This window comes from Streptomyces sp. NPDC094143 (genome assembly GCF_040303825.1).
Classification (GTDB): domain Bacteria; phylum Actinomycetota; class Actinomycetes; order Streptomycetales; family Streptomycetaceae; genus Streptomyces.
Genome location: NZ_JBEOTZ010000026.1, coordinates 109,310 through 134,810 on the forward strand (window position 1 = coordinate 109,310; position 25,501 = coordinate 134,810).

At 73.5% G+C, this 25,501-nt stretch carries 23 protein-coding genes; 8 read left to right on the top strand and 15 right to left on the bottom strand.

The features are described 5' to 3' along the window. Nucleotides 1-63 precede the first annotated feature (63 nt). Together ABTZ58_RS28455 and ABTZ58_RS28460 are read left to right on the top strand one after the other, a co-directional pair. Complete coding sequence (locus ABTZ58_RS28455) at nucleotides 64-1,188, top strand: serine/threonine-protein kinase (RefSeq protein ID WP_351362552.1); 1,125 nt, start codon at nucleotides 64-66, stop codon at nucleotides 1,186-1,188. A 29-nt stretch (nucleotides 1,189-1,217) separates the two neighbouring features. Then, a complete protein-coding gene (locus tag ABTZ58_RS28460; protein ID WP_351362555.1) occupies nucleotides 1,218-1,451 on the top strand; it encodes a DUF4115 domain-containing protein in 234 nt (77 codons plus the stop codon). Nucleotides 1,452-1,508: 57 nt separating this feature from the next. On the opposite strand, the gene adh is transcribed toward ABTZ58_RS28460, so the two are convergent. Together adh and ABTZ58_RS28470 are read right to left on the bottom strand one after the other, a co-directional pair. Then, nucleotides 1,509-3,026, bottom strand: coding sequence for an aldehyde dehydrogenase (gene adh / locus ABTZ58_RS28465; protein WP_351362558.1), 1,518 nt, complete (start codon nucleotides 3,024-3,026; stop codon nucleotides 1,509-1,511). A gap of 106 nt (nucleotides 3,027-3,132) precedes the next feature. Next, entirely contained in the window at nucleotides 3,133-4,359 is a 1,227-nt protein-coding gene (locus ABTZ58_RS28470; protein ID WP_351362561.1) for a GAF domain-containing protein, read from the bottom strand. 283 nt (nucleotides 4,360-4,642) lie between these two features. On the opposite strand from ABTZ58_RS28470, the gene ABTZ58_RS28475 reads away from it, so the two are divergent. Next, nucleotides 4,643-4,975: a hypothetical protein gene (locus tag ABTZ58_RS28475; RefSeq protein ID WP_351362564.1), complete on the top strand. Its 333-nt coding sequence runs from the start codon at nucleotides 4,643-4,645 to the stop codon at nucleotides 4,973-4,975. Here the strand turns inward: ABTZ58_RS28475 and ABTZ58_RS28480 are convergent. Beyond that, nucleotides 4,941-5,429 carry a hypothetical protein gene (locus ABTZ58_RS28480; protein WP_351362625.1) on the bottom strand — a complete coding sequence of 163 codons (489 nt, stop codon included), beginning with the start codon at nucleotides 5,427-5,429 and terminating at the stop codon, nucleotides 4,941-4,943. The genes ABTZ58_RS28475 and ABTZ58_RS28480 overlap by 35 nt on opposite strands. 311 nt (nucleotides 5,430-5,740) lie before the next feature. Continuing rightward, nucleotides 5,741-6,124 (bottom strand): DUF5997 family protein, encoded by a 384-nt coding sequence (locus ABTZ58_RS28485; RefSeq protein ID WP_351362567.1) that lies wholly within the window; start codon nucleotides 6,122-6,124, stop codon nucleotides 5,741-5,743. A gap of 58 nt (nucleotides 6,125-6,182) precedes the next feature. On the opposite strand from ABTZ58_RS28485, the gene ABTZ58_RS28490 reads away from it, so the two are divergent. Further along, nucleotides 6,183-6,992: a LysR family transcriptional regulator substrate-binding protein gene (locus ABTZ58_RS28490; RefSeq protein ID WP_351362570.1), complete on the top strand. Its 810-nt coding sequence runs from the start codon at nucleotides 6,183-6,185 to the stop codon at nucleotides 6,990-6,992. A 433-nt stretch (nucleotides 6,993-7,425) separates the two neighbouring features. Here ABTZ58_RS28490 and ABTZ58_RS28495 read toward each other — a convergent pair whose 3' ends face one another. The 4 genes from ABTZ58_RS28495 to ABTZ58_RS28510 form a co-directional block, all read right to left on the bottom strand. Then, on the bottom strand, nucleotides 7,426-8,190 hold the full coding sequence (locus ABTZ58_RS28495; RefSeq protein WP_351362573.1) for a DUF4142 domain-containing protein: 765 nt from the start codon (nucleotides 8,188-8,190) through the stop codon (nucleotides 7,426-7,428). A 143-nt stretch (nucleotides 8,191-8,333) separates the two neighbouring features. Beyond that, nucleotides 8,334-11,156: a beta-L-arabinofuranosidase domain-containing protein gene (locus ABTZ58_RS28500; RefSeq protein WP_351362576.1), complete on the bottom strand. Its 2,823-nt coding sequence runs from the start codon at nucleotides 11,154-11,156 to the stop codon at nucleotides 8,334-8,336. A 146-nt stretch (nucleotides 11,157-11,302) separates the two neighbouring features. Beyond that, nucleotides 11,303-11,998 carry an HAD family hydrolase gene (locus ABTZ58_RS28505; protein ID WP_351362579.1) on the bottom strand — a complete coding sequence of 232 codons (696 nt, stop codon included), beginning with the start codon at nucleotides 11,996-11,998 and terminating at the stop codon, nucleotides 11,303-11,305. A 19-nt stretch (nucleotides 11,999-12,017) separates the two neighbouring features. Further along, nucleotides 12,018-12,494 carry an Lrp/AsnC family transcriptional regulator gene (locus ABTZ58_RS28510; protein WP_309095448.1) on the bottom strand — a complete coding sequence of 159 codons (477 nt, stop codon included), beginning with the start codon at nucleotides 12,492-12,494 and terminating at the stop codon, nucleotides 12,018-12,020. Between the two features lie 216 nt (nucleotides 12,495-12,710). Between ABTZ58_RS28510 and ABTZ58_RS28515 the strand changes: the two genes are divergently transcribed. Further along, nucleotides 12,711-14,201, top strand: coding sequence for an FUSC family protein (locus ABTZ58_RS28515; RefSeq protein ID WP_351362582.1), 1,491 nt, complete (start codon nucleotides 12,711-12,713; stop codon nucleotides 14,199-14,201). A 468-nt stretch (nucleotides 14,202-14,669) separates the two neighbouring features. Beyond that, entirely contained in the window at nucleotides 14,670-15,734 is a 1,065-nt protein-coding gene (locus ABTZ58_RS28520; protein WP_351362585.1) for a lactonase family protein, read from the top strand. 93 nt (nucleotides 15,735-15,827) lie between these two features. On the opposite strand, the gene ABTZ58_RS28525 is transcribed toward ABTZ58_RS28520, so the two are convergent. The 4 genes from ABTZ58_RS28525 to ABTZ58_RS28540 all read right to left on the bottom strand — a co-directional run bounded on the left by ABTZ58_RS28525 (nucleotide 15,828) and on the right by ABTZ58_RS28540 (nucleotide 19,782). Further along, nucleotides 15,828-16,751 (bottom strand): sirohydrochlorin chelatase, encoded by a 924-nt coding sequence (locus ABTZ58_RS28525; protein WP_351362588.1) that lies wholly within the window; start codon nucleotides 16,749-16,751, stop codon nucleotides 15,828-15,830. 110 nt (nucleotides 16,752-16,861) lie between these two features. Continuing rightward, entirely contained in the window at nucleotides 16,862-17,863 is a 1,002-nt protein-coding gene (locus tag ABTZ58_RS28530) for an N-acetylglucosamine kinase (RefSeq protein WP_351362590.1), read from the bottom strand. Further along, nucleotides 17,860-18,537 (bottom strand): uracil-DNA glycosylase, encoded by a 678-nt coding sequence (locus ABTZ58_RS28535; RefSeq protein WP_351362593.1) that lies wholly within the window; start codon nucleotides 18,535-18,537, stop codon nucleotides 17,860-17,862. The genes ABTZ58_RS28530 and ABTZ58_RS28535 overlap by 4 nt, the downstream gene beginning before the upstream one ends. A gap of 87 nt (nucleotides 18,538-18,624) precedes the next feature. After that, a complete protein-coding gene (locus ABTZ58_RS28540) occupies nucleotides 18,625-19,782 on the bottom strand; it encodes a WD40/YVTN/BNR-like repeat-containing protein (protein ID WP_351362596.1) in 1,158 nt (385 codons plus the stop codon). A gap of 178 nt (nucleotides 19,783-19,960) precedes the next feature. Here ABTZ58_RS28540 and ABTZ58_RS28545 point away from each other — a divergent pair, with 178 nt between their 5' ends. Next, a complete protein-coding gene (locus tag ABTZ58_RS28545; RefSeq protein WP_351362599.1) occupies nucleotides 19,961-20,545 on the top strand; it encodes an Rv1733c family protein in 585 nt (194 codons plus the stop codon). 361 nt (nucleotides 20,546-20,906) lie between these two features. On the opposite strand, the gene ABTZ58_RS28550 is transcribed toward ABTZ58_RS28545, so the two are convergent. The 3 genes from ABTZ58_RS28550 to ABTZ58_RS28560 form a co-directional block, all read right to left on the bottom strand. Then, nucleotides 20,907-21,764 carry a hypothetical protein gene (locus ABTZ58_RS28550; RefSeq protein ID WP_351362602.1) on the bottom strand — a complete coding sequence of 286 codons (858 nt, stop codon included), beginning with the start codon at nucleotides 21,762-21,764 and terminating at the stop codon, nucleotides 20,907-20,909. Then, nucleotides 21,752-22,267 carry a hypothetical protein gene (locus ABTZ58_RS28555; RefSeq protein ID WP_351362604.1) on the bottom strand — a complete coding sequence of 172 codons (516 nt, stop codon included), beginning with the start codon at nucleotides 22,265-22,267 and terminating at the stop codon, nucleotides 21,752-21,754. The genes ABTZ58_RS28550 and ABTZ58_RS28555 overlap by 13 nt, the downstream gene beginning before the upstream one ends. A 577-nt stretch (nucleotides 22,268-22,844) precedes the next feature. Continuing rightward, a complete protein-coding gene (locus ABTZ58_RS28560; protein ID WP_351362607.1) occupies nucleotides 22,845-24,512 on the bottom strand; it encodes a DNA alkylation response protein in 1,668 nt (555 codons plus the stop codon). Nucleotides 24,513-24,588: 76 nt separating this feature from the next. On the opposite strand from ABTZ58_RS28560, the gene ABTZ58_RS28565 reads away from it, so the two are divergent. After that, nucleotides 24,589-25,347 (top strand): PaaX family transcriptional regulator C-terminal domain-containing protein, encoded by a 759-nt coding sequence (locus tag ABTZ58_RS28565; RefSeq protein ID WP_351362610.1) that lies wholly within the window; start codon nucleotides 24,589-24,591, stop codon nucleotides 25,345-25,347. Nucleotides 25,348-25,501 lie beyond the last annotated feature (154 nt).

A 25,501-nucleotide genomic window follows, 5' to 3' on the forward strand; every position in this document is an offset into this window, starting at 1 on the left:
GAGACCGGCCGGAGCGGATGGCCTCACAACCGTGACCCGTGCGCAAGGGAAGGCGTGCAGGCGATGGGGAACGGCGCGGACCTGCCACGGCGGATCGGTGTGTACGCGGTCGAGCGGGAGCTGGGCGCGGGCGGCATGGGGACGGTCTACCTCGCCCGGTCACGGGGCGGTCGGGCCGTCGCGGTCAAAGTGGCCCGGCCGGAGCTGGCGGCCGACCCGCACTTCCGTGCGCGCTTCCGCGCAGAGGTCGAGGCCGCCCGCAGGGTCGGCGGTTTCCACACGGCTCCGGTCGTGGACGCCGATCTCGACGCCAGGGCGCCCTGGCTGGCCACGGCGTACATTCCGGGTCCCACGCTCGCTGAGCTGATCGAGCGCGAAGGCCCCATGGACGAACGGCGGTTGAGGTCGCTCGGGGCCGCGCTGGCCGAGGCTCTCCAGGCCGTCCACGCCTGCGGGCTCGTCCACCGGGATCTGAAGCCGGGCAACATCATCATGGCCGACGACGGCCCACGCGTGCTCGACTTCGGCATCGCGCGGGCCGTCGAGTCCACCCGGCTGACCGCCACGGGAGCGGCCTTCGGCACCCCCGGCTACCTCGCGCCCGAGCAGGCGCAGGGCGGTGAAGTCGACGGTGCCGCCGACGTGTTCGCACTCGGCGCCGTCCTCGTCGCGGCGGCCGGGGGCAGCGCGTTCGGCACCGGCACCCCCCTGGGACTGATGTACCGGTCGGTGCACGAGTCCGCCGATCTCTCCGCCGTGCCCGGGGAGTTGCGGTCGCTGGTCGCCGCCTGCCTCGCCAAGGACCCGGCCGGCCGCCCCACGCTCGAGGCGCTCCTGAGCTCCTTCGGTCCGGGTCCGGACCCATCTCCGGACCGGGCCGCACTCGCCTCGACCGCGCCTGATCTGCCCGGGGCCGCACCGCCGGCCCCGGCCGAACCTCCCGACGCTCCCGGCCGCGCCGACGCCCCTGTCCGGCACACCCCGGCCGAAGCCCCGCGCACACCCCGCCTGATCCTCCCGCTGATCGTGGCCGCGGTCGTGACGAGCGCGCTCGTGGCCGGCCTTCTCGTCCTCACAGGGACGTGGGCGACGACAAGGGCGGTGGCCCCTCGGTCTCCGCCTCGGAATCCCGGCGGGCCACGTCCCAGCCCTCCGCCCCGCCGTCCACGCCCGCGCCGTCCCGGGTGAGCGCAGCGCCCGAGGGCAGGGTCACCGTCGTGGTGACCGCTGCGCGCGGCCCGAGCTGGGTCTCGGCGAAGGACCACGACGACCGCGTTCTCTTCGACGGAGTCCTGGACGAGGGCGAGTCCAGGAACTTCACGGACGACGACCGGATCACCCTGGTCCTCGGCGACGCCTCCCTCCTCCGGCTCGTCGTCAACGGCAGGGAGGTCCCGAACGACTTCCCGCCCGGTGGAGTCGAACGCCTCACCTACGGCAGGGGCGACTAGACAGAGACAGAGACAGAGACAGAGGCGGAGGCGGACCGACGCGAGCCCCGTGAGGCCTCAGAAGAACCCGAGCTTCTTCGCCGAGTACGACACCAGCAGGTTCTTCGTCTGCTGGTAGTGGTCGAGCATCATCTTGTGCGTCTCGCGGCCGATACCCGACTTCTTGTAGCCGCCGAAGGCCGCGTGGGCCGGGTAGGCGTGGTAGCAGTTGGTCCAGACGCGGCCCGCCTTGATCTCGCGGCCCAGGCGGTACGCCGTGTTGCCGTCGCGGGTCCACACGCCCGCGCCGAGGCCGTACAGCGTGTCGTTGGCGATCTTCAGCGCCTCGTCGACCGAGTCGTAGGTGGTGACCGAGACGACCGGGCCGAAGATCTCCTCCTGGAAGATCCGCATGTCGTTGGTGCCGCGGAAGATGGTCGGCTCGATGTAGTAGCCGCCCTCCAGGCCGGGAACCGTCCGGGAGTTGCCGCCCGTGACGACCTCGGCGCCCTCCTTCCGGCCGATGTCGAGGTAGGAGAGGATCTTCTCGTACTGGTCGTTGCTCGCCTGGGCGCCGATCATCGTGGCCGGGTCCAGGGGGTCGCCGCCGACGATGGCCTTGGTGCGTTCCACGCAGCGGGCCATGAAGTCGTCGTAGATCGACGAGGGGATCAGGGCGCGGGACGGGCAGGTGCAGACCTCGCCCTGGTTGAGGGCGAACATCACGAAGCCCTCGACGGCCTTGTCCAGGAAGTCGTCGTCGGCGGCCAGCACGTCGGGCAGGAAGATGTTCGGGCTCTTGCCGCCCAGTTCCAGCGTGACGGGGATGATGTTCTCGCTCGCGTACTGCATGATGAGCCGGCCGGTCGTGGTCTCGCCGGTGAACGCCACCTTCGCCACGCGCGGGCTGGACGCCAGCGGCTTGCCCGCCTCCACGCCGAAGCCGTTGACGACGTTCAGCACGCCGGGTGGCAGCAGGTCGGCGATCAGGTCGACGACGTAGAGCAGGCTGGCCGGGGTCTGTTCGGCCGGCTTGATGACGACGCAGTTGCCGGCGGCCAGCGCGGGGGCCAGCTTCCAGGAGGCCATCAGGATCGGGAAGTTCCACGGGATGATCTGGCCGACCACGCCCAGCGGCTCGTGGAAGTGGTAGGCGACGGTGTCGGCGTCGATCTCCGCGATGCTGCCCTCCTGGGCGCGGACGACGCCCGCGAAGTACCTGAAGTGGTCCACGGCCAGCGGGATGTCGGCGGCGAGCGTCTCGCGGACCGGTTTGCCGTTCTCCCAGGTCTCGGCGACCGCGATCTTCTCCAGGTGCTGCTCGATGCGGTCCGCGATCCGGTTGAGGACGTTCGCGCGTTCCGTGGTGGAGGTGCGGCCCCACGCGTCGGCCGCCCAGTGCGCCGCGTCCAGGGCGAGGTCGACGTCGGCCGCGGAGGAGCGGGCCACCTCGCAGAAGACCTCGCCGGTCACGGGGGTCGGGTTCTCGAAGTAGCGGCCCTCGACGGGGGCCACCCAGTCGCCGTCGATGAAGTTGTCGTAGCGCCGGGCGAAGTTGACGATGCTGCCGTCGGTTCCTGGTTGCGCGTACACCATGGCGGCTCTCCTCGGGGCAGGGCATGTGACGGTCACGCCGTCGTGACGCCCCTCACTGTGCTCCCGGCAGGTTGGCGCAAGGTTGGCGCCCGCCACGGGCCGTGCGTCAGTCGCGCAGCGCCGCCGTCAGCCGGCCCGCCGCGATCGCCCGGCGGGTGTCGTCCGGCCCCAGCAGGCGCAGCGCGTGCTCGTGGATCTCGGCGTCGTACGGCGCCCGTTCGCCGTAGCGCAGGGCGTGTTCGGGGCGCGTGCTCGCCAGCACGGCCTCCCGTACGGCCACCTCCAGGCGGGTGCGCCACTCCTCGATGCCGGGCGCCTCGGAGCGGGGGAGCAGCGGGCCGCCGTAGTGGCGCAGGGCGGTGTCCGTGTCGCCCTGTTCCAGCGCGCGCAGCACGTCCACGGCGTCGCAGGACACGGGTGTGGTGAGGGCGTAGCGGCGGGGCGAGACGCCACCGCCGAGCGCGCGGCGCAGGTGGGATACCTCCGCCTTGAAGGTGGACGCGGTGACCGGCCGGTCTCCGTACAGGGCGGCGCGCAGCCGTTCCGGCGAGAAGCCGTCGGGTTCGAGCGCGAGCAGCGTGAGGATCTCCAACTGGCGTGGCCGCAGGGCGAGTCGGTGGCCCTCCCGCGTGGCCTGTTCGGTGCCCAGGCAGGTGAGCCGCACCTGGCCGGGCCGGGACGCCGCCTCCGTGCCGAGGCGGGCCTCGATCGTGGACACCAGTGTCCGGACGGTCGACATGGCCAGCGGGTGCGAGCGGTCCCAGGTGGTGGACAGGTCAAGGACGCCGAGGACCCGGCCGTCCGGGCCGTGCACCGGCGCGCAGTAGCAGACCCAGCCGTGCAGTGCCGACACCAGGTGCTCGGCCGAGAAGACCGAGCTGGGGCGGCCGGTGCGCAGGGCGAGGGACAGGGCGTTGGTGCCCATGGCCTGCTCGTCCCAGCGGCCGCCCGGCGCGAAGTTGACGCGCTCGGCGCGGCGGCGCATGGTCGCCCCGCCGCAGGTCCACAGGATGGTGCCGGACGCGTCCGTGACGGCCGTGACGAACCCGGCGTCCTCGGCGATGCTGCGCAGTTCGCCGGCCAGGGCGGTCACCGGCCGGTACAGAGGTGAGGACCTCCAGCGCTGGTGCACCGGGCCCCCGTCGGTCACCGGCGCGCTGTCGCGGCCGGGATCCACGCTGATCAGGGAACGCGCCCAGGACTCGGTCACCTCGTGGCGCAGCGCGGCGGTGCCGCCCGGGCGGACGCCCGGGACGCTCAGCCGCGGCACCCAGCGGGACCACTCGTGCTCCAGCACGGTCCTGCGCTGTTGGAGGTCAGGGCGCTGTGACATGGCCTCTCCCTGCCGTCGTACCGGTTCTCGGCGTGGGGTCAGTGTTACCGGATGTGCCCGGCCCGGTCGAGAAGCCCGGCGCGACCGGAAGCGCCACTCCACAGGGCAGGTGGCTCGAAAATGACCGAACGGCCGGGAGTCGACCCCCGGGCTGAACGGGCGACCGCCTGACTGGATGTTTGTCCGGTGCCCGCGTGCCGCCGTACGGGTGACGCGTTCACTCGACCCGACGGACGGCGTCCCACCCGCGTACCACCGGCGCGCGGCGCCCCGTTTCCCTGGCATGGACAGCACTGACACGGCGCGGCGCCTTCCCCACAGCGACGCCACGTCCCGTCCGTACGCCGAGATCACCAGCGCCTACGCGGGCCATCCGCCGATCTACGCGGCCCTGGTCGCCGAGTGGGAGGCGAGGGGCCACACGGTGCCCGAGCACCGCGACGGCCAGTGGGTCTCCTTCGCCGCGCCGACCGAGAGCGAGACTTGGACCGCCGTCCCCTCGTGGACGGCCGGCCCGCACATGGGGCCGGTCGCCACATCCGGGGTTCACCCGGCCGCCGGCCGCTCCATGGGCTCCCTCCTCACCAGCCGTCCGGCACCACCGGCTCCGCGCTGACCGGCGCCAGCACGGCGAGCGTGCCGGTGGCCTCGCGCAGGGCGGACTCCAGGGCAGCGGGCGCGTGCAGCGCGCCGGTGCCGTCCGGCGGGACGAGCCACTCCAGGCGGCCCGCGGGCCGGTACGGCGGCGGCACGGCGATCCAGGAACCCCGGCCGAGGTGCCGGACGCCGAAGCCCACCCACTCGCTGACCGGATCAGGTGGCAGGAAGAACCCCACTCTGCGCGCGGCCGAGTCCACCAGGGTGGGGCCCGGCACCCGCAGCGGGTCGCGCCACAGGAGGTCCAGCGCGAGCAGGCCGAGCCGGTCGGGCACGCTGAGCACGTCCCAGTACCGCCCGGCCTCCACCAGCGCCGTGCCCGTGCCGTAGTCCCACTCGCGCTTGCACTCCTGGGGATCCGTCGCGGCCGCCGCGAGCCACTCGACGGCTTGCTTCCACATGACGCTCTGCATGGCCACCCCAGGCACAGTCGGCGGCGCCGCGGTGGCGCGCGCGGGACACGGGCCGGTGACCCACGGGGTTCCGAGCGCCGCCCGGCCACAGCCATGGTCGTAGATATTTCTACGGGCTGGAAGGGGTGGCGCGGCCTGGCGTTTATGCCGGGCAATGTCCCGGTCGAAAGGAAGCACGCCAAGGTGCCGACCCGAAAGCCCCCGGTCAACTCCGGACGCGTCCGGCACCCCGGCCGCACATGGGGGAGCGCGACGACGGCCCCCACCGGAGGGCTTCCGTTCTAGGGGCCGTCTCAGACGGGAGGCGAGGGTCAGTCGTTGCGTTCGGCGTGCTTCTTCTTGAGGCGGGCCGCTTCCTTGCGGACCTCGGCCTGGGTGGCGCGCTCCCGCACCAGCCACTCGGGGCTCTCCTGCTTCAGCGTCTCGATCTCTTCGGTGGTGAGGGCCTCGGTGACACCCCCGCGGGCCAGGCCCGCGATGGAGACGCCGAGCTTCGCGGCGACCACGGGGCGGGGGTGCGGGCCGTTGCGCCGCAGGTCCTGCAGCCACTGCGGCGGGTTCGCCTGGAGCTCGTTCAGCTCGGCGCGCGAGACGACACCCTCCCGGAAATCGGCGGGGGTGGCCTCGAGGTACACACCCAGTTTCTTCGCCGCGGTGGCGGGCTTCATCGTCTGGGTGCTCTGGTGCGACGTCATGGCATCCAGCGTATCGAGCGTGTGCGCGAGGCCTGACCACGGCCGGTAACCTGGCCAGGTGACAGGCTCGGAAGTTCCCCCCTCGTTCCGGCTCGTGTACGTCCCCGGGGTGATGCCCGACAAGTGGGTGCGCGTCTGGCACGAGCGGCATCCCGACGTCCCGCTGGCCCTCGCGCAGGTGCCCGCCGCGGCCGCGGCCGAGCAGCTGCGGGGCGGGGAGGCCGACGCGGGTCTCGTCCGGCTGCCCGTGGACCGTACGGTCTTCAGCGCGATCCCCCTCTACACCGAGCGGACGGTCGTCGTCGTCCCCAAGGACCACCTGGTCACGGCGGTCGACGAGGTGATGCCGGAGGACCTGTCCGACGACATCGTGCTGCACCCGCTGGACGACGTCCTCGACTGGGAGCGGGGGCTCCCCGGGCGGCCCGCCTTCGAACGCCCCGCCACCACCGCCGACGCGGTCGAGCTGGTCGCTGCGGGCATCGGCGTCCTGATCGTGCCGCTGTCGCTCGCCCGCCTCCACCACCGCAAGGACCTCACCCACCGGCCCCTCAAGGACGCCCCCGAGTCGAGCGTCGCCCTGTCCTGGCCCGAGGACGCGACGACCGACCAGGTGGAGGACTTCATCGGCATCGTCCGCGGCCGCACGGTCAACAGCACCCGGGGCCGCGTGCAGCAGCCCCCGGCGGACAGGCCGGGGCGCACGGACAAGGACGGAGCCCGGCACAAGGACGGCGCCGGTCGAAAGCCGGGAGCGGCCGGAAAGCCGGGGGCGGCAGGGAAGCCGGGGGCGAACCGGCGCGGGGGTGCCTCCGGCGGAACCCCCAAGGGCGGCGGCAAGCGAGGCCGGCCCCGCCGTCGGTCATAGCGCTCACGGGACGCGGCGCCCGCAGCGGCGCCATCGAGCCGAGGGGCGCGCTCGGCAGCGGCGGGCGCGGCCAGCCCGCCGTCGGTCGTAACTCTCACCGGACGCGGCGCCTGCGGCGCCGCCATCGCGCCGACGGGCGCGTCCCGCGGTGGCAGGCGCGGCCAGCCCGGAGCCGGTCGTGACCCTCACCGGACCCGGCGCCCACAGCGGCGCCATCGCGCCGACAGGCGCGCCTGCTCGGGCCCGGCGCCCCCTCGGGCATTGCGCGTTCGCCCGCTGAAGAGGCCGCCGGCAGGCGGGAGGGGGCCGCCCGGGTCCGAGGCGGGCCGGGGCGCCTCGCCCTGGAGGGCCCGTCATCCCCGGAAGCTCTCGCCCCGGATCCCCCGCCTCCCCCCCCGGGTCGGCCCCCACCACCCTGAGCTGGTCGCTGTCGTCAGCCCACCGTCGGTGACGGTTGCGGCTGGGCGAAGGACGGGTTGGGGGCGACCGTCTGGAAGTCCTTCAGGTCCTCGGGGACCGGCAGCACCCGGACCGGCGCGCCCGCCTGCGGCGGCGGGGGCGTCGTCTGGTCCTGCGGCAGCTTCGCCGGGGCGGTGATCTGGAAGGCCACCTGCTCGTGGTTGACCAGGCCGGTCTTCTCCAGGATCGAGATGTGGTCGAGCACGGTGTCGTTGGTCTGGTCGGCGAGTTCCCGCACGAGGCTGTTCCGGGTGGTCGCCCGGATCTTGGCGACGGTCGGGAAGATGCTCCCGTGCGCGACGCGCATGATGGTCACCGCCGTGGAGTCGAACTCCTTGCCGGTGGCGCCTTCCGCCGTGGCCACGAACTGCTGCTGCTGCGGGGACGGCTCGTTCGGCAGGGTGATGCCGAGGTCCGTGCCGAGCTTGCGGCACGACGCGTCGAGGCGGCCGTGTCCCACCAGCAGGTGCTTGGCGACTTCCTTCATCGCCGGTGTCGTGCCCTTCGTCATCGCCATCTGCCCGAGCGGGTACTCCCAGAGCCCGGCCGCGCGCACACGGACCACGAAGTCCCGGTCGGCCTCGGTCAGCGGACCCCATTGGGTGTTGGCGATGATGCGGTCCTGGCCGGAAGCCGCGTTCTGCACGCCCAGCATGCTGGGGTAGGCGAGCGCGGAGAGCGTAAGGATCAACGCACCGCCCACGAACGCGGTACCTGCCGTGCTGCGCGAGATGCGCATCGTGCCTCCTGGGATATGAACGGCCCAACACCCAGAGGTACGGACGCCAGGAGCGAAACAATCACTCCCGCCGCGAAAAAGTTGGTGTGACGTCCGCGACCCGGTGCCGTACGGCGCGCGGCACCGGGTCCCGGGTCCGGCGCTCAGGCCCGGTAGGAGGCCGCGGCCGCCGTCCGCACCACCCGGTCGCCGTCCGCCCTGCTCAGCAGCCCGGCCGCCACCCACGCGTCCACCGTGGACCGCACCCGCGCCACCAGCGCCCCCTTGGACCGGAACGGCGCCCCGGCCCAGATCCCGTCCAGGAGCGTGGTGCCGTCGGATCTCACCGGGTTGGCGACCCCCGAGTCCTGCCCGCCGAACACCACGTCCGGCTCCGCGCGCCGGAAGTAGGCGTGGGTGGGATCCTCCGTCCCCTCGGAGAACGGTGCCCACTGCCTGCCGCCCAGGGTGAAGTGGAGCGGCTTGCCCGGCACCGGCCGCAGGGAGGCGGCCAGATCGCCGGAGAGCCCCGCGTCGCCGTACAGGGCGACCCGCAGATACTCCGTGGCGGGGTCGCGGGCCACCAGGTTGACGGGGCCGTGGAACAGCGTCTGCAGGGAGGGGTCGTCCAGGGCCTTCTCCACCCGCGTCCGGAAGGGCATGGCGATGCGCACGGTGTCACCGGCCCGCCACGTCCGGGACACCTCGAAGTAGCTCCCCGGCCGCCAAGTCCCCGGCACAGCGCGTCCGTTGACGGTCACCCGGAACCCGGCGGCCACCCACGCCGGCACCCGCAGCCGCAGCGCGAACGACGCCCGGCCGCCCCCGAAGGTCAGCGTGCTGCCCTGCTCGGACGGGAACCGGGTGGTCTGCGTGACGGTGACGCCCTTCTCCGCCCAGGTCAGCCGGGAGGCGCTGTACAGGTTGACGTAGAGGGCGCTGTCGTCGGCCTTCGCGAAGTACACCGAGTCCTGGTACTTCGTGGCGCTCTCCATGCCGGTGCCCTCGCAGCAGGTCGTCCCCTGCTTGGGCGTGTAGTCGCGCACATGACCGGGGGTCAGCCCGATGAAGTAGGTGACGAGCGGTTTCTCCGCGTCGGGCTTGTCCTGCTTGGAACCGAGCACCTGGTTGAACAGGGCCCGCTCGTAGTAGTCCATGTACTTCGGGTCCTGTTCGTGGAAGAACAGGGTCCGGCTCAGCTTGAGCATGTTGTACGCGCAGCACGTCTCGGCCGTGGTCGCGCCGATCGTGCCGGCGATCACGTCCCGGGCCTTCCAGAACTCCTGCGTACTGGTGCCGCCGATGCCGTACATCCGGTGCGGGACGACCATGTCCCAGAAGTTCCTCGCCGAGGTCAGGTAGCGCTCCTCGCCGGTCTCGTCGTACAGCCGCACGTACCCGGTGAAGATCGGGATGTGCTGGTTGGCGTGCAGCCCGTCGAGGACGTCATTGTTCGCGGCGCACGCGTCGATCAGCCGGTCCAGGTCGAACAGCCGGGCCAGCGCGAGGTGCTCGGTCTTGCCGGTGAGGGCGTGCAGATCACAGATCGCCTCGACGATGCCGCCGAACTCTCCGCTGGAGAAGATGCCCCACATGCGCTGGAGCGTGGCCTCCGGCAGCTTCGACAGCCGCGCGTGCATCCAGTCGCACATGCCGGACGCGAGGTCGAGTGCCCGGTCGTCGCCCGTGGCGGTGTACGCGTCGAGCAGGCCCCGAAGGATCTTGTGCGCGGTGTAGTACGGCGCCCACACCTTGGTGTAGTCCGAGGTGGTCCGCGACTCAAGATCGATGAACTGCGTCTCCGGGTACGCCGCGAGGAACCCGGGATGGCTGGGCCCGCCCCAGGTACGGCGCAGGGTGGCGGCAAGGCCCCGGCCGGAGGCGTCCGTGAAGGTCCCGCCGGACGTCTCGTCGAAGGCGTACGAGACCAGGTCGCCCCGGCCCGTCGAGGCGTCGGCGGCCCGGCTGTGCTGCAACTCGGTGATCTCGGCGGCGGTCAGCGCCCGCGAAAAGACGTTGAACTCCTCGAACGCGCCCGCGAAGACCGGGTCGGCGGCGTAGTTCGAGCGGCCGAGCCAGTTGTTCCGGAGTGTGCCGAGGGCCGCCGGGGTCAGGGTCATGGCGGTGTTCCGCGCGACTTCGGTGCCGTTGACGTGGAGGGTGCCGGTGCCGCCCGCGAGGGTGACCGCCAGGTGGCTCCACCGGTGCAGCGGCAGCGGTGCCGTGCCGTTGAGGGCCTGCTCGCCGCCGGCGCCCGACGTGGTGATGGCGAAGCGGGGCACTCCCGCCTGGTCGCGGGCGGCCAGGTACAGGTAACGGGTGGAGTCGTCGCCGAAATCGAACACCCGGGCCCAGGCGGAGTCGTGCGTGGGCCGCACCCAGACGGAGAGGGTGATCGCCGGGGCTCCGCCGAGCACGGCGGCCGGCAGGTCGACGTACTGGTAGGAGCCCCGCACCTGATCCGCGGCGGTCCCGAACCTCCCCTCGACGCTCAGCACCGCCGGATCCCGCCGCAGCGCCGCGCGCACCTCGGTCAGCGCGCCGACCATGGTGTCGATCCGGTCGGCGAACACCCTCTCCCCGGTGCTGCGGTACGCCTGCGCCAGCATCGTCAGGAAGTGGCCGGTGTAGTGGCCGCGCAGGTTGCCGTTGGCCTCGCCGTCCAGGCCTTCCCAGCCGCCCGGGGCGACCGCGCCGCCCGTGGCCAGACCGGCGTTGGCGCGGAACACCTGCAGCAGGCGGTTCACGTCGTACCCGCGCGCGTGATCCAGCATCAGCTTCCGCTTGTCGGCGAAGACGCCCGTGCCCAGGCTCACGTCCTCAAGCCCGAAGGGCCGGACGGTCCAGGCCGCGGGGACACCGGCGGCGGCCGCGGTGACGGCCGGGGCGGCGGCGGCCCGCCCCGCCGTCGTCCGGGAGAGGGCGGGTACGGCCGCGGCGAGGGTCGCGGCCTGGAGAAGGGATCGTCGGGAGACGGGCGGCGCCATGGGTGCTCCTCCGGTGTGTCGATATCTCGAACGCCGTACGGATGGTCGACCAGACCCTAGGGAGGGGACGGGGGAGCGTCAACGGTTCGGGAGGGAGGAATTCCCGGGGGAGGGCTGGGGGTGGCGAGAGTTCCGGGGTCGCGAGTTCAGGAGGGACCGGTTGAGCGCACGAGCCAGTCGTGGGCGGACCGGGCCGTGAAGTCCGCCTGCCCGCCCCGCAGCAGCAGACCCGCGGTGGCGAACTCCGGTGCGTCCGCCTGAGCCGGGACGTAGGGGATCGCGATGCACCGCATCCCCGCGGCATGTGCGGCGGCGGCGCCCGGGGCGGCGTCCTCCAGTACGACGCAGTCGGCCGGGGAGGCGCCCAGCCGGCGGGCCGCCTCCAGGAAGACGTCGGGGGCCGGCTTGCCGTGCGCGACCTCGTCGGCGGAGACGACGGTGTGCAGATGTGCGTCCAGTCCGGTTCCGCCGAGCACCGCCGCGATCGCCTCCGGGGACGAGCCCGAGGCCACGGCCATGGGGACGCCCTCGGCCGCCAGCAGTTCGACGAACGCCCGCATCTCCGGGTAGGCGCGAGAGGCGCCGCGGACCAGCTCCAGGTAGCGGCGGTTCTTCGCGGCGAGCAGTTCGTCCACGGTGGCGGACAGCCCGTAGCGGTCCTTCCAGTCCGCGACCGTCTCCCGGGTGCTGATGCCGACGTACCGCTCGTGGTCCGCCCAGGTGAAGTCCGGGACGCCGTACGCGGCGAGGGTCTGCCGGCCCGCCTCGAAGTAGTGGGGCTCGCTGTCCACGAGTGTTCCGTCGAGATCGAAGATGACTGCTATTCCGCGGAGCTTGCTCATGCCGTCATGCTCTCAAAGATCATCGGCGGGCCGACCGTCCGATCGACTCCACCAGCGGCAGCATCCGGTGGGGCACCCGCTCGCGCAGCGCGACCTCGGTGCGGGTGCGCACCACCCCCGGCATGCTGATCAGCTTCTGGACGACGTCCTCCAGATGTGCGTTGTCCCGCGCCACGACCCGCGCCAGCAGATCGCCGCCGCCCGTGATCGAGAACGCCTCGACGATCTCCGGCACCGCGGCCAGCGCGTCGCCCACCTCGTCGAGATACCCCTGCGTGACCTCGATGTGCACGAACGCGAGCACCGGGTGCCCGAGCGCGGCGGGGGAGAGGGCCGGCGCCGTACCGGTGATCACGCCGTCGCGCTCCAGCCGGTCGAGCCGGGCCTGCAGCGTGCCCCGGGCGACGCCGAGGAGCCGGGCGTACTCGCGCACGCTCGTGCGCGGCTGCTCCAGCAGCAGTCGCAGGATGCGGGTGTCGAGCTCGTCCACGGGCATGCCGCGCCCTCCTCGTCGGTTGGCCCCCACGGCGGTCCGTTGGCACTACGACGGCCGCGCCTTTGCCGTTCTCGCTGTGCCAATGGCCCAGTCTAGAAGGAGCCTGTTGAGCCAGTGGTGCCCGAGGTGCTGATATGGAGGCGTCGATGGCGCTGCGGACCCCGCGGCGCCTTTTTCATGCTCATTCCGGTCCATGCGCGAAGGAGGCGGTAAGCGGTGCTGAAGAGGGTGTTCTGGGCTCCGGATCCGGGGCGGACGCGGTTGCGGTTCGCCACGCGCGCCGTGCTCGGCATCTCGCTCGCGGTCGCCGTCTGCGGCCTCGCCGGGCACTCCCTCACGGGGGCCGTCACCGGCGGGCTCGCCGCCCTGCTCGCCCTGTTCACCGTCACCGACGCCACCGTCCGCGGCCAGGCGGTCACCACCGCCCTGCTCCCTGTCGTCGGCCTGCCCGTGCTCACGGCGGCGGCCACGCTCCAGGACCACCCCGTGGCCCGCGACCTCACCTTCCTCGCCGTGGTCGGCGCCGGCGTGTACGCCCGCCGCTGGGGTCCGCGCGGGCACAGCCTCGGCGTCTTCGCGTTCATGACCTTCTTCGTGGCGCAGTTCCTGCACGCCACCACCGGCCAGCTGCCCGAGCTGTACGCCGCGGTCCTGCTGTCCGTCCTGGCCGCCGCGGCGGTGCGGTTCGGTCTGTGGTGCTACGAGCGCCGCCTGCCCCCGCCCGTCGTGCCCGCCCCGCCGGGCGGCACCGGTCTGGCCCGGGTGACCACCCGCCAGGCGATCCAGGCGACCGCCGGAGCGGGCTTCGCCCTCGTCGTCGGCCAGTTGCTGTCCGGCCAGCGCTGGTACTGGGCCGTCGGCGCCACGTGGTGGATCTTCGTCAACACCACCTCGCGCGGCGAGACGCTGGTCCGCGGCTTCCGCAGGCTGCTCGGCACGGTCATCGGCATCGCCCTCGGTCTGGTCGTCGCCCTGCCCGTGCACGGCGACCCGGCCGTCACGGCCGCCCTCGCCGCGCTCTGCGTCTTCGGCATCTTCTACACGGCGGCCGTGTCCTACACGTGGATGATGCTCTGGGTGACCCTCCTGGCCGGGCTGCTCTACGGCCTCCTCGGTGTGCTGAGTCCCGGCCTGCTCGCGCTGCGGCTCGCCGAGACCGGCGTCGGGGCGCTCGGTGCCGCACTCGCCGTCGTCCTCATCCTGCCCGTCACGACACACAGCGTCACCGACGCCTGGATCCGGCGGGCCCTGCGCTGCGTGCACGCCTGTGCCGTCGAGACCGCCCGGAGGCTGGCCGGCGCGCCGGACGCCGATCCGGCCCCGCGCGTGGCCGAGCTGGAGCAGCTCCTGGCCCGGGTGCGGCTCTCGGTCGCCCCGCTGGTGCACCCGCTGAACCCGATGCTCGGCCGCAAGCGCCGGGCCCGGCACGTCCTGGACCTCCTCGACGTGTGCGCCCGCGAGATCCGTGGCCTGGTCGCCGTGGCCGCCGACCCGGAGGCCTCGCACGACACCCGCCTGGCCACGGCCTGCCGCCGGGTGGAGGCCGCGGTCGAGGCCCTCACCGAGGGCCGGGACATCGCCGTCCACGCGGACGGGCCGTCCGTCACGGAACCGGCCCTGGCACACGTGCACGGCCTGGAACGGGCCCTGGCCGAACTCGCCCGGCCCCTGCGCACGCCGCCGGGGTCGCCGCTGGTGGGTGCTTGAGTCTCCCGACGGGGGCGTGAGTCTTCGGGGGCGGTGCGGGGCTTTGACCGGTGTGAATGCCCGGGCAAGTGCGTGTTCCCGGGCCGGCGGACGTTCTCCGGACGGGGGCGTGAGTCTCCGGGAGCGGGGGGCCTACAGGGCGGGTGAGTTCCGGATGGGTGCCTGCCCCCGACCGGTGCGCGTCTTGGAACGGGTGCGTGTTCCGGGCGGAACTGTGTCTCCTGTGACGTCTTGAGACCCGGCCGGACCCAGGGCGGAACTGTGTCTCCTGTGACGTCCTGAGACCCGGCAGGACCCGTCAGCCCCGGTCAGCCCTCACCTCGTCTTCCGGCCCCTGGCCGGTCCACCGGCCCCGATCGGGACCTGCGCCGATCGGCCCCCGCACCCTTGACCCGTTGGTCTAGACCGCGCATGATCGGCTGCGCGGTCCACCGGGACGGCACGGCACACGGGCGAGAGGGGTCAGCGGTGGCGGACGGCGGTCGGCAGCGGGCGTTCATCGGGTCGTTCACGGCGGCCGGCGGCCCCGGCATCGTGACCGCACGGGTCGACACCACCGGCGCGCTGACCGTGGTGAGCACCCTCGACGACGTCCCGGACCCCTCGTACCTGGCCCTCTCACCCGACGGCCGGACCCTGTACGCGGTCAGTGAGACGGCCCGTGGCGCGGTGGCCGCGTACCGCGTGGGCGGGGAGCGGCCCGAGCCGGCCGGTCCGCCCGTGCCGGTCGACGGCAGCGGGCCCACACACCTCGGGCTGTTCGACGGGCACCTCCTCACCGCCAACTACGGCTCCGGCAGCGTCACCGCGGTCCCCCTCCGCCCCGACGGAACCCTCTCCCGGACCGCCTCCGATGTCCTCCGGCACACCGGCGCGGGCCCCTGCACCCCGCGTCAGCAGGGCCCGCACGCCCACCAGGTGCAATCCGACCCGAGCGGCCGCTGGGCCGTCAGCGTCGACCTGGGCACCGACTCGGTGCGGGTGTGCACCCTGACGGACGGCGCCCTCGCGCTGCACCGGGAGACCGCGCTGCGGCCCGGCTCGGGGCCGCGTCACCTGGCCTTCCACCCCGACGGCACACGCGCCTACGTCGTCAACGAACTCAGCCCCTCTGTCACCGCGGCCTGCTGGGACGCGGCCGAGGGCGTCCTGACGCCGCTGAGCGAGACGCCGGTACTGCCCGGCGCCCCGGCGGGCGATGCCTACCCCTCCGGCATCGCCGTCTCGGCCGACGGCCGCTTCGTGTGGACCGCCACACGCGGTGAGGACGTGCTGTCCGTACTCGCGGTCGAGCGCGAGGGGCTGCGGCTCGTCGCCACGGTCCCCTGCGGCGGCCACTGGCCCCGCGCCCTCACGTCGGCCGGGGGCTTCCTGTACGTCGCGAACGAACGCTCGGGCGACGTGACCTGGTTCGCCGTCGACCCGGCCACCGGGATCCCGCGCCGGGGCGGCTCGATCGAGGTGCCGGCGGCTTCCTGCGTGATCCTCGGTTGTCAGAACGGGCCGACAGAACCAGCTGACGGAACCGGCTGACGGAACCGGCCGGCAACCGGCTGACGGGCGTCCGGCCCCGACGACGAAGGCCCGCTCCGAGCCGGAGCGGGCCTTTTCGGTCGTACCGGAGCGTCAGCGAACCGGCGCGCCCTGCGGCTGCTGCGGCGAGATGCCCAGCGCCGTCGTGTACTTCGCCAGGGCCAGCTTCCCGATCGCCGGGTAGGGGCCGAGCGACTCCGCGGCGGAGCACTCCGCCTCCTTCGCGGCCTCCTCGACCAGCCCCGGCTCGATCTCCGGGCCGATCAGGTACGGCGCGAGGGCCAGCTGCTGCGAGCCCGAGGAGCGCAGCTGCTCGGCGACGGACGCGATGGAGCCCTCCTGGTCCAGGGCCGCCGCCATGACCGGCACGGCGAGGCGCGCGGCGAGCAGCATGCCGGTGATCCCGGCCGCCTGCACCGCCTCGTCACCGCCCACGGAGGCCAGGATGATGCCGTCCGCCGCGGTCGCGACCGTGAACAGCCGGGCACGGTCGGCGCGGGCCAGACCGGCCTCGGACAGCCGCACGTGCAGCGCCTCGGCCAGCAGCGGGTGCGGACCGAGGACGTCCGTCAGCTCGGCGGCGACCCGGCTCTCCATGAGGGCCTGGCGGACCTGGCGCAGCAGCGCGCTGTCCGGACCGGCGAGCAGCGGCACGACGACGGCGACGGGGCCGTCGGGCTGCTTCACGTCCAGGCCGGCGGCGCGCGCCTGCTCGTAACGGGCCGTGCGCTCCTCGGCGGTGTGCACGAGCACGGTCTGCAGCGTGGGGAACTCGGCGTTGTCGCCGTCGAGGTACCCGATCCGGGCGTCGAGACCGGGGAGCTCGGAGCGGGCGATGCTCACGACCTCCTCGGCGAGGCTGCGCGTGGCGCTACTGGGCGTCCCCGGCACGGCGAGGACGAGCGCCGGCGCGCCCTCGGGAGCGACCAGCGGCTCGGGACGGCGGTGGCGTCCGGGCTGGCGGGGGCGCGGCATTCGTACGGGCAGGCCATCCGCGGGCCCAGTGGGGGAACTCATGGCGCCGCATGTTACTGGCTTCCTGGGCTCCCCTGTTCGGGGAGGGTGCAGGTGAGCGGTATCCGTCCTGTTTTGTCTGATGAGTTCCGTACGGTTCGGACGGGATGGGATCAATCACCCGATCCATTCCCCGACATGCTCGTCACGGTCAGCATCGCCGCGTCACCCGGCAGGGTGAGCGGACCGGCACTGAGCTCGGCGGCCATGCGCACGGCCCCGTCCAGCGGGTCGCCCGCGGCCGGCACCCGTCGCGCCCGCGGGAGCCGCTCGGCCAGTTCCTCGTCCAGCGGGCCGAGGAGCGGGTCGCCCATCCTGAACAGGCCGCCGGTGACGGCCACGCGCGCCGCGCCGTCCGCGGGACACACGGCCGCGGCCGACTCGGCGATGTGCCGCGCGGCGTCGCGCAGGATGCCCTGCGCGACCGGATCCCCGTCCGCGCAGGCCGCGGCGACCCGCGGCGCGAACGAGGCGAGCACGGCGGGCCGGTCGGGCCGCGGGTACAGCGCCCCGGGCAGACCCGTGACGGGTCCGAACACCTCTTCGGCGTCCCCCAGCAGCCGGCCCGAACCGCCCGAGCGCCCGTCGTGGGCCCGCAGCGCGGCCTCCAGACCGGCCCGCCCGATCCAGGCGCCGCCCCCGCAGTCGCCCAGCAGATGCCCCCAGCCGTCCGCACGGCGCCAGCCGGTCAGGTCCGTGCCGATCGCGATCAGGCCCGTGCCACCGGCGACCACCGCACCCGGCCGGGACCCGAGGGCACCCGCGTAGGCGGTCACGGCGTCGGCCGCCAGCGCGACGGTCCGCACCCCCAGCTCCCTGGCCAGGGCGCCCGGCAGTTCGGCGCGCAGCGCGTCACCCAGGGAGGCGAGCCCGGCCGCGCCGACGACGGCCGCCGTCAGCCGCACCGGACCGGTCTCGGCGGTCAGGGCCCGCACCAGCGGCAGCAGTTGCGCCATGAGGTGGTCCGGATCGATGCCCCGCCCACCCGTGCGGACCGGCTCCCCCGAGGCACACCGGGCCAGCGGACCGCGCCCGGCGGTCCCGACGACCACCCGGAGCCCGGACCCACCGGAGTCCACCGCGAGGAAACCGGGGTCCTCCGGCGCCCCCGTCACGGCAGGCGCCAGTCCACCGGTTGGCCGCCCTGGCGGATCAGCAGGTCGTTGGCCCGGCTGAACGGACGGGAGCCGAAGAAACCCCGGTCGGCGGACATGGGGGAGGGATGGGCGGATTCCACGGAGGGCAGATCGCCGAGGAGCGGGCGCAGATTGCGCGCGTCACGCCCCCACAGGACGGACACCAGCGGCTTGCCCCGCCCGGCCAGGGCCCGGATCGCCTGCTCGGTGACCTCCTCCCAGCCCTTGCCCCGGTGGGCGCCGGGCTTGCGCGGGGCGGTGGTCAGGGCCCGGTTGAGCAGCAGCACCCCCTGCCGCGTCCACGGCGTGAGGTCACCGCTGGACGGCTGGGGCACGCCCAGGTCGGCCTGCAGTTCCCGGAAGATGTTGATGAGGCTGCCGGGCAGCGGCCGCACCTCGGGGGCGACCGAGAACGACAGGCCCACCGCGTGCCCCGGGGTGGGATACGGGTCCTGACCGACGATCAGGACCCGTACGTCGTCGAAGGGCTGCTGGAAGGCCCGCAGGACGTTCGGCCCGGCCGGGAGGTACGTGCGTCCGGCGGCGATCTCCGCGCGCAGGAAGTCCCCCATCGCGGCGACGCGTTCGGCCACGGGTTCCAGGGCCTTCGCCCAGCCCGCTTCGACGATTTCATGCAAGGGTCGTGGTGCCACGGGCGTCACCCTACTGCCGTACGGACAGCGGAGATCAACCGGTGGCCCGAGCCCGCGCGTAACCGCATCCCCCGCCTCATCCGCGCCTCACCCGACGACCGCGGCCCGGACACACAGCACGTCCGGCAGGTGCGAGACGAGTTGCTGCCAGCTGTCGCCGTCGTCCGCCGACGCGAACACCTCGCCGTTGCGGTTGCCGAAGTAGACGCCCGCCGGGTCCGCGTCGTCCGTGCACATCGCGTCGCGCAGCACGGTGCCGTAGTGGTCCTCCTGCGGCAGGCCCGCGGCGAGCGGCTCCCAGCTCCTGCCCGCGTCCGCCGTGCGGTAGACCCGGCAGCGGTGGTCGGCCGGGACCCGGTCGGCGTCGGCGTTGATCGGGAAGACGTACGCGGTGTCGCCTCGGTGCGGGTGCGCGGCTGCGGCGAAGCCGAACGTGGAGGGCAGGCCCTCACCGATGTCCGTCCAGTGCGCGCCCGCGTCGTCGCTGCGGTACACGCCCCAGTGGTTCTGCAGGTACAGCCGGTCCGGGTTCGCCGCGTCCCGGGCGACCTTGTGCACGCACTGGCCGAACTCCGGGTTCGGGTCGGGCAGGAACACCGCGGAGACGCCCGAGTTGGAGGGCGTCCAGCTCGCGCCCCCGTCCAGGGTGCGGAACACGCCGGCCGTCGAGACGGCGACCGTGACCGCCCGCGGGTCGCGCGCGTCGGTGAGCACCGTGTGCAGTCCCTCACCGCCGCCGCCCGGCACCCACTTCGACCGCGTCGGGTGCTCCCACAGGGGGCGGACGAGCTCGAACGTCTCCCCGCGGTCCGCCGAGCGGTACAGCGCGGCCGGTTCCGTGCCCGCGTACACCACGTCCGGTTCGGCGGCGGCCGGGTGCAGCTGCCACACCCGCTCCAGGGACGTCCCGGTGTCCTGGGGGAACTTCACGGCCGGGCGGGCCGGTTCCGTCCAGGTCCGCCCGAGGTCGTCCGAGTGGAACACGGACGGGCCCCAGTGGGAGCTGTCGCCACCGGCCAGCAGCCGCGGGGTGGCGGTGCGGGTGTCGATGGCGACCGAGTACACGGCCTGCGCGTTGAAGTAGGGACTCTCGTCGAACTCCCAGGCGCCACCGCCTCGCCGGCGCCCGATGAACAGTCCTTTGCGCGTGCCCACGGCGAGCAGTACCTCGGTCATGCCGATCACCTCCGCGGCGTCACCTTTGACGCCTTCTCCTCGGACACCGGCCAGTCTGCACCCCACCACTGACAGTCACCTCCGCACCGCGCTCCGGCGCAGGTCAGGGCGGTGTCGGGGCTTGTCGCGGCGGGCCGGCGGGAGGCACCGGCGGGCACCGCGAGGCAGGTGCGGTGAGCATCCAGCCGGCCGCTCGCGTATGGGGAGGGCGGCGGATGGTCCCGCGCACGTGAGGAGGATGCCTTCGATGGCGTTACGTGGCCCGCAGGTGTGGCTCTGGCGCTGGCGGCGCAACCCGCTCAAGCGCCGCGCCGACAGGATCGAGGCGTGGGTCGTCCTGGGCGTGTGGACGCTCACCGTGCTCGCCGGAGTGCAGGCGGGTACGGCGGTGGGCCGGTGGGTCGAGGACGGGCTGGCCCGGGAGCGCGTCGAATGGCGCCCCCTGGTGGGGCGGCTCGCCGAGCGGGCTCCCGGCACGCCCGCCGAGGGCGGCGCCGCGTCCCGCGCCGACCAGGTGTGGGCGAGGGCGACCTGGACCGCCGTGGACGGATCCTCGCACTCCGGGCAGCTCCGGGTCCCGGCAGGCAGCCCCGCCGGAACGCCGGTCACCGTGTGGACGGACCGCGAGGGACGCCAGGTGACCCGGCCCTTCACCCCCGCACAAGCCCGCGTACGGGCCGGCCTCCTCGGTGGAGCGGCGGGCCTGGCCGCCGCCGCCGTCCCGCTCGTCGGCGGCCGCGCCCTCCGCGGCCGCCTGGAGCGCAGGCGCATCGACCAGTGGGACGCCGAGTGGTCCCGCTTCGGCCCCATGTGGGGCCGGACGACGGGCTGAGCCACCACCCACGAAGGACGGCCGCAGGTGGGCCCGCCATCACGGGTCGAGGCGGGCCCGCGATCCGGGAGGGAGACGGGCCGCGATCACGGGACGCGGCGGGCCCGCGGTCACGGAGGAGCGGACGGACCGCCCACGCAGAGGAGACGCCGGCCGGGCCCGAATCCGCCCGTGGCCAACGCCACGCCTGCCGCGGGCATGCCGTCCGTAGCGGCATGGGCAGTGATCAAGGGCCATTCGGCACGGGCGAACACAGGTGCATCGGGGTCCGGTTCGCCCTCACCGTCCCCCGCGAGGTCGAGCAGGACCCACCGGGCGATGACCGTGAGGCCGAGTGGTCAGGGGGTGCAGGCGGCCTGACTCAGGTCTGCAGCAGCGCCTCCAGCTTGACGGCGAACTCCTCCAGTCCGGCCGGCACATGGTCCGAGTCGTCGAGTGCCCGCTGCACCGTCCTCAAGGTGGTGGCGTAGCACTGCCGGTCGCGTTCCCGCTCCTCTTCCGGCATGCCCGACTCGGTCAGCCTGGCGGCGTTCCGCAGCACCTGCTCCTGCCACAAGGGCACGTTGGACACCGTGGACTTCGCCACCGTCACGGATGCGGAGCCCACCCGGAGGGTGAGGGAGAAACCGTACAACCAGGACTCGGAGGCCACGTCCCCGGCGGGCCCCAGGGCGAAGGCCAGAGACTCACCCTTGTGGGGGTCCACCTTGAAGAACACGGGCTTCACCAGCCGGTGGCCCGCCTTCACATCGGTGGGCACCTCCACCGGGAACCGAACGGAGTCGATGTCGCCTCCCCCCGCCCGAGAGCACTGGTTCATGTCGCGAGCGGCGAAGAAGGTGAACTCGGCGGACTTCACATAGGCGGTGCTGTCCCCGGAGTTGACCAGGAGCACGTCCAGGACGGGCGCCGAGAAGTCGCGTTTCGTGGTCCCGGCGCCGGGCACCTCCGTCTGTCCGTGCAGTTCCTCGGATCTGCCGACCGCCACGTTCTCGACCTTCACGTCGGACTTCTTCTCGGGCTTGGGCTGCAGGTCGGGAAAGAGGGTGAACATCAGGCCGGCACCGGCGCCCAGCAGGCCGATCACAGCCGTGGCGCCCACGAGGAAGACGCCCACGCGGTGGCCCTCGAACGAGGCCTGGACCCGCTCCCAGAAGGTGCCCGGTCCGGCGGGAGGCCGGTCGTCCGCCGGGTTGCCGGTCTCGTTCACCACTGGCATCGCGGCACATCCAGTACGGAGGCCTTCCGCGCCGAGAGGCGAGTGCTCTCGACGTCGAAGATCTGCACGTGCTTCAGACTGGGACAGGCCTTGGCGTCCATGTACCGCCATCGGTCGGCCACGATGGTGATGCGCGGTCCCTTGACGGCGACCTTGCGGATCTTCGCCCCTGTCCTGACCGCTTGCCTGTAGTCCTTCGTCTCAGGCATGCGGAGCAGGGTCCCCACCACCTCGGGGCGGGCGGCCGGGGACGCCCCGTCCAGCACGACGACGTGGCTGAACGAACTGGCGTTGCCTGTCACGCATTCGAGCGAGACGACGAGGTCACGCGTCCCGTCGCCGGTGACGTCGGACCGCACCGGGGCGAGCGGAAGTTCCACCCCCAGGCCGGGTACGGAGCAGTCGACGAGCTCTTCGCCCCATTCGACGAGCGAGGCCTTCCCCATCCCCGAGGCGGTGTCCTCCTGCGTGCACCCCGAGCACAGCGCCACCAGCGCGGCCACCACTGCGACACGGACGGCTGCCCCCGCCGGGGTCGCCGGAGTGCCTCGCCCTGATGCCGGTCTGCCGATCCCGTGAACGGCCGCCGCCCCGCGCGTCATGCCCGGTCCCCCCGAAACGTGTCCCCGATGCCGTGCTCAGCACTGTAGAGCGCACCAGGTGACCGGGCATCAGATTCGGCCGAAGAGCCCACCCGGACCCCGCCCCGCCCCGGCCAGGGCCTCCCGGCACACCCGCGTCAGCACCAGGTCCGCGTGCATTCCCTGCCCATCGGCGTCCGCCCGGTGCCGTCGCCGGGAGGCGAGTCCGGCTCGCAGCAGGTCGCGCGGGGGTGCGCCCGCCGGGCCGAGGGCCGCCACGCACCCGGCGATCGCCGTCCTCGTGTGCGGCTGTTCCGCCCACGCCGAGCGGAGGCCGCATGGCGCGGCGGGGCCCAGTCGGCCTCGTCGATCCCCCTGGACACGTTGTCCTCCCCAGGCGAAGTGCCGACTGACGGGGAGTCTGCACCACGGCACCGGCAACGAGGCGGAATCGGGCGATGACCGTGCGCGATCCGAGTGCCGGTTGGCCGATCGCCGCTCAGTGCCGGGCGGGCAGCGCCCGCGCCACGATGGTGTCGAGGTCCGCCGCGTCCGGCAGCGTGCCGAACGCGTGGCCCCAGTCGCCGCCGAGCCGGGTCGCGCAGAACGCGTCGGCGACCGCGGGCGGGGCGTACCGGACGAGGAGGGAGGCCTGCAGCGTGAGCGCCATGTCCTCCACCAGACGGCGGGCCGTCGTCGGGGACGCCCCGGACAGCCGGTCCCTGAGCCGCGCCACGGCCGCGTCCAGCCGCGCGTCCGCGCCCCGGGCGAGCGCGAACTCGCCGAACAGGGCCTCGGACGTGCCGGGTGCACGGCTGAGCGCCCGCAGCACGTCGAGCGCGTTGACGTTCCCGGAGCCCTCCCAGATCGACAGCAGGGGAGCCTCGCGGTAGTGCCGGGGCATGCCCGAGTCCTCGACGTAGCCGTTGCCGCCGAGGCACTCCAGGGCCTCCGCGGTGAAGGCCGGGCCGCGCTTGGTCACCCAGTACTTGCCGACAGCCGTGGCGATCCGGCGGAACGCGGCCTCGCCCTCGTCCCCGCGGATCGCCCGGTCCGCCGCCCCGGCCAGCCGCAGTGTGAGCGTCGTGGCGGCCTCCGACTCCAGCGCGAGATCGGCCAGAACTTTGCGCATCAGCGGCTGGTCGACGAGCCGCGCGCCGAACGCGCTGCGGTGCCGCGCGTGGTGCCCGGCCTCGACGAGGGACTTGCGCATCAGCGCGGCCGACATCATCACGCAGTCCAGCCGCGTGCAGTTGACCATCTCGATGATGGTCTTCACACCCTGTCCCTCGGGACCGACCAGCCAGGCCACCGTCCCGTCGAACTCCGGCTCGGAGGAGGCGTTGGACCGGTTGCCCAGCTTGTCCTTGAGCCGCTGGATGCGGAAGGTGTTGCGGGTGCCGTCGGGCAGCACCCGCGGCACCAGGAAGCAGGACAGCCCGCCCGGGGCCTGCGCCAGCACGAGGAAGAGGTCGCACATCGGCGCCGAGGTGAACCACTTGTGCCCGCGCAGGGTGTACACCCCCGGCTCGGCCGTGGGCGAGGCCGCCGTGGTGTTCGTGCGGACGTCGGAGCCGCCCTGCTTCTCGGTCATCCCCATGCCGGCCAGCAGCCCGCACTTCTCCGCCGGCACGCGCAGACGCGGGTCGTACTCCCGGCTCGTCAGCAGCGGCTCGTAGACCTTCGCCAGCTCGGGCTGCCGGCGCAGCGCGGGGACGACGGCGTACGTCATCGAGGTCGGGCAGCCGTGCCCCGCCTCGGTGTGCCCCCACACCAGCCCTCCGGCGGTCCGCGCGACATGGGCGCCGGGCCGCGCGTCCGCCCAGGGCGACGCCGCCAGCCCTTCGGCGACCGCGGTGCGCATCAGGTGGTGCCAGCTCGGGTGGAACTCGACCTCGTCGACGCGGTTGCCGTACCGGTCGTGCGTGCGCAGCTCCGGCTCGTGCCGGTTGGCCAGGTCGGCCCACTCCTGCGCCTGGGCGCTGCCGGCCTGCCTGCCGAGCCGCCGCAGCTCCTCCTCGGCCCAGCCGGCGCCCTCCCGCCGCAGCCCTTCCAGCAGTGGGGTGTCGTCGGAGGCGTCGTACGGGGTGAGGGGCGGGGCCTGGTTGATGACGTCGTGCGTGGCGGGTCCGCCGTACGCCCGCAGTTCGTCCGGTGTCGCGACCATGCTCCGAGTGTTGCACTATTGCTGCGACCGCAGCAATAGTGCAACAAGGAATCGTCGCCGCGTACAGTACGTGACCATGCCGATGAACGACCCGGCGCGGCCCGGCGCGCTCGACCTGCGTCCGCTGTCCGCGCGGTCGGTGGTGCTGAGCCTGCTGCTCGGCACGCATCCCCCCGAACTGCCGGTGCGGGAGCTCGTACGGCTGGTGGAGGGCTTCGGCGTAGGCGGCTCCACCCTGCGGGCGGCGCTCAGCCGGATGGTGACCGCCGGCGACCTGCGGCGCACGGACGCCGGCTACCGCCTCAGCGACCGGCTGCTGCAGCGCCAGCGGCGTCAGGACGACGCCGTGCGGCCGCGCACGCGCGCGTGGGACGGCGGCTGGGAGATGGTCGTGATCACCGCGACCGGACGCGGCCCCGCCGAACGCGCCGAGCTGCGGACCCGGCTGACCGGCCTGCGGCTCGCCGAACTCCGCGAGGGCGTCTGGCTCCGGCCGGCCAATCTCACCCGAGCGCTCCCCGGCGACCTGGACCGGGTCGCCGAGCACTACACGGCCCGCCCCGGCCGCCCCGCGCCGGAACTGGCCGGTTCCCTGTGGCCGTTGGACACCTGGTCCGCGACGGCACGGACGCTGCTCGCCCACATCGCCCGTGCGCCCCGCCCCGCCGACCGGCTCATCGCCTACGCGGCCGTGGTCCGGCACCTGCTGGCCGATCCCGTCCTGCCGCCCGCCCTGCTGCCCGCCGACTGGCCCGGCCCCGACCTGCGCGCCGCCTACACCGCCTACCAGGCGGAGCTGGTGGGGGAGGTGCACGCGCGCGTACGGGGCGTGTGACGCGGACGGCCGTGCGCAGCGCCCGCCGGGACGCTACCCGTCCCACGACATCACCGTCTACGAACGCGACCCGGAGGGCTCGACCTACGGCTGGGGCGTGACGTACTGGCGCGTACCCCTTCCCGGCCCGAGGACACGCGCGTGTCGTCCGGAG

Coding starts and splice junctions, on each gene's coding strand:
- ABTZ58_RS28455 (WP_351362552.1), top strand. CDS start 64: ATGGGGAACGGCGCGGACCTGCCACGGCGGATCGGTGTGTACGCGGTC.
- adh (WP_351362558.1), bottom strand. CDS start 3,026: ATGGTGTACGCGCAACCAGGAACCGACGGCAGCATCGTCAACTTCGCC.
- ABTZ58_RS28470 (WP_351362561.1), bottom strand. CDS start 4,359: ATGTCACAGCGCCCTGACCTCCAACAGCGCAGGACCGTGCTGGAGCAC.
- ABTZ58_RS28475 (WP_351362564.1), top strand. CDS start 4,643: ATGGACAGCACTGACACGGCGCGGCGCCTTCCCCACAGCGACGCCACG.
- ABTZ58_RS28480 (WP_351362625.1), bottom strand. CDS start 5,429: ATGCAGAGCGTCATGTGGAAGCAAGCCGTCGAGTGGCTCGCGGCGGCC.
- ABTZ58_RS28485 (WP_351362567.1), bottom strand. CDS start 6,124: ATGACGTCGCACCAGAGCACCCAGACGATGAAGCCCGCCACCGCGGCG.
- ABTZ58_RS28495 (WP_351362573.1), bottom strand. CDS start 8,190: ATGCGCATCTCGCGCAGCACGGCAGGTACCGCGTTCGTGGGCGGTGCG.
- ABTZ58_RS28500 (WP_351362576.1), bottom strand. CDS start 11,156: ATGGCGCCGCCCGTCTCCCGACGATCCCTTCTCCAGGCCGCGACCCTC.
- ABTZ58_RS28505 (WP_351362579.1), bottom strand. CDS start 11,998: ATGAGCAAGCTCCGCGGAATAGCAGTCATCTTCGATCTCGACGGAACA.
- ABTZ58_RS28510 (WP_309095448.1), bottom strand. CDS start 12,494: ATGCCCGTGGACGAGCTCGACACCCGCATCCTGCGACTGCTGCTGGAG.
- ABTZ58_RS28525 (WP_351362588.1), bottom strand. CDS start 16,751: ATGAGTTCCCCCACTGGGCCCGCGGATGGCCTGCCCGTACGAATGCCG.
- ABTZ58_RS28545 (WP_351362599.1), top strand. CDS start 19,961: ATGGCGTTACGTGGCCCGCAGGTGTGGCTCTGGCGCTGGCGGCGCAAC.
- ABTZ58_RS28550 (WP_351362602.1), bottom strand. CDS start 21,764: ATGCCAGTGGTGAACGAGACCGGCAACCCGGCGGACGACCGGCCTCCC.
- ABTZ58_RS28560 (WP_351362607.1), bottom strand. CDS start 24,512: ATGGTCGCGACACCGGACGAACTGCGGGCGTACGGCGGACCCGCCACG.
- ABTZ58_RS28565 (WP_351362610.1), top strand. CDS start 24,589: ATGCCGATGAACGACCCGGCGCGGCCCGGCGCGCTCGACCTGCGTCCG.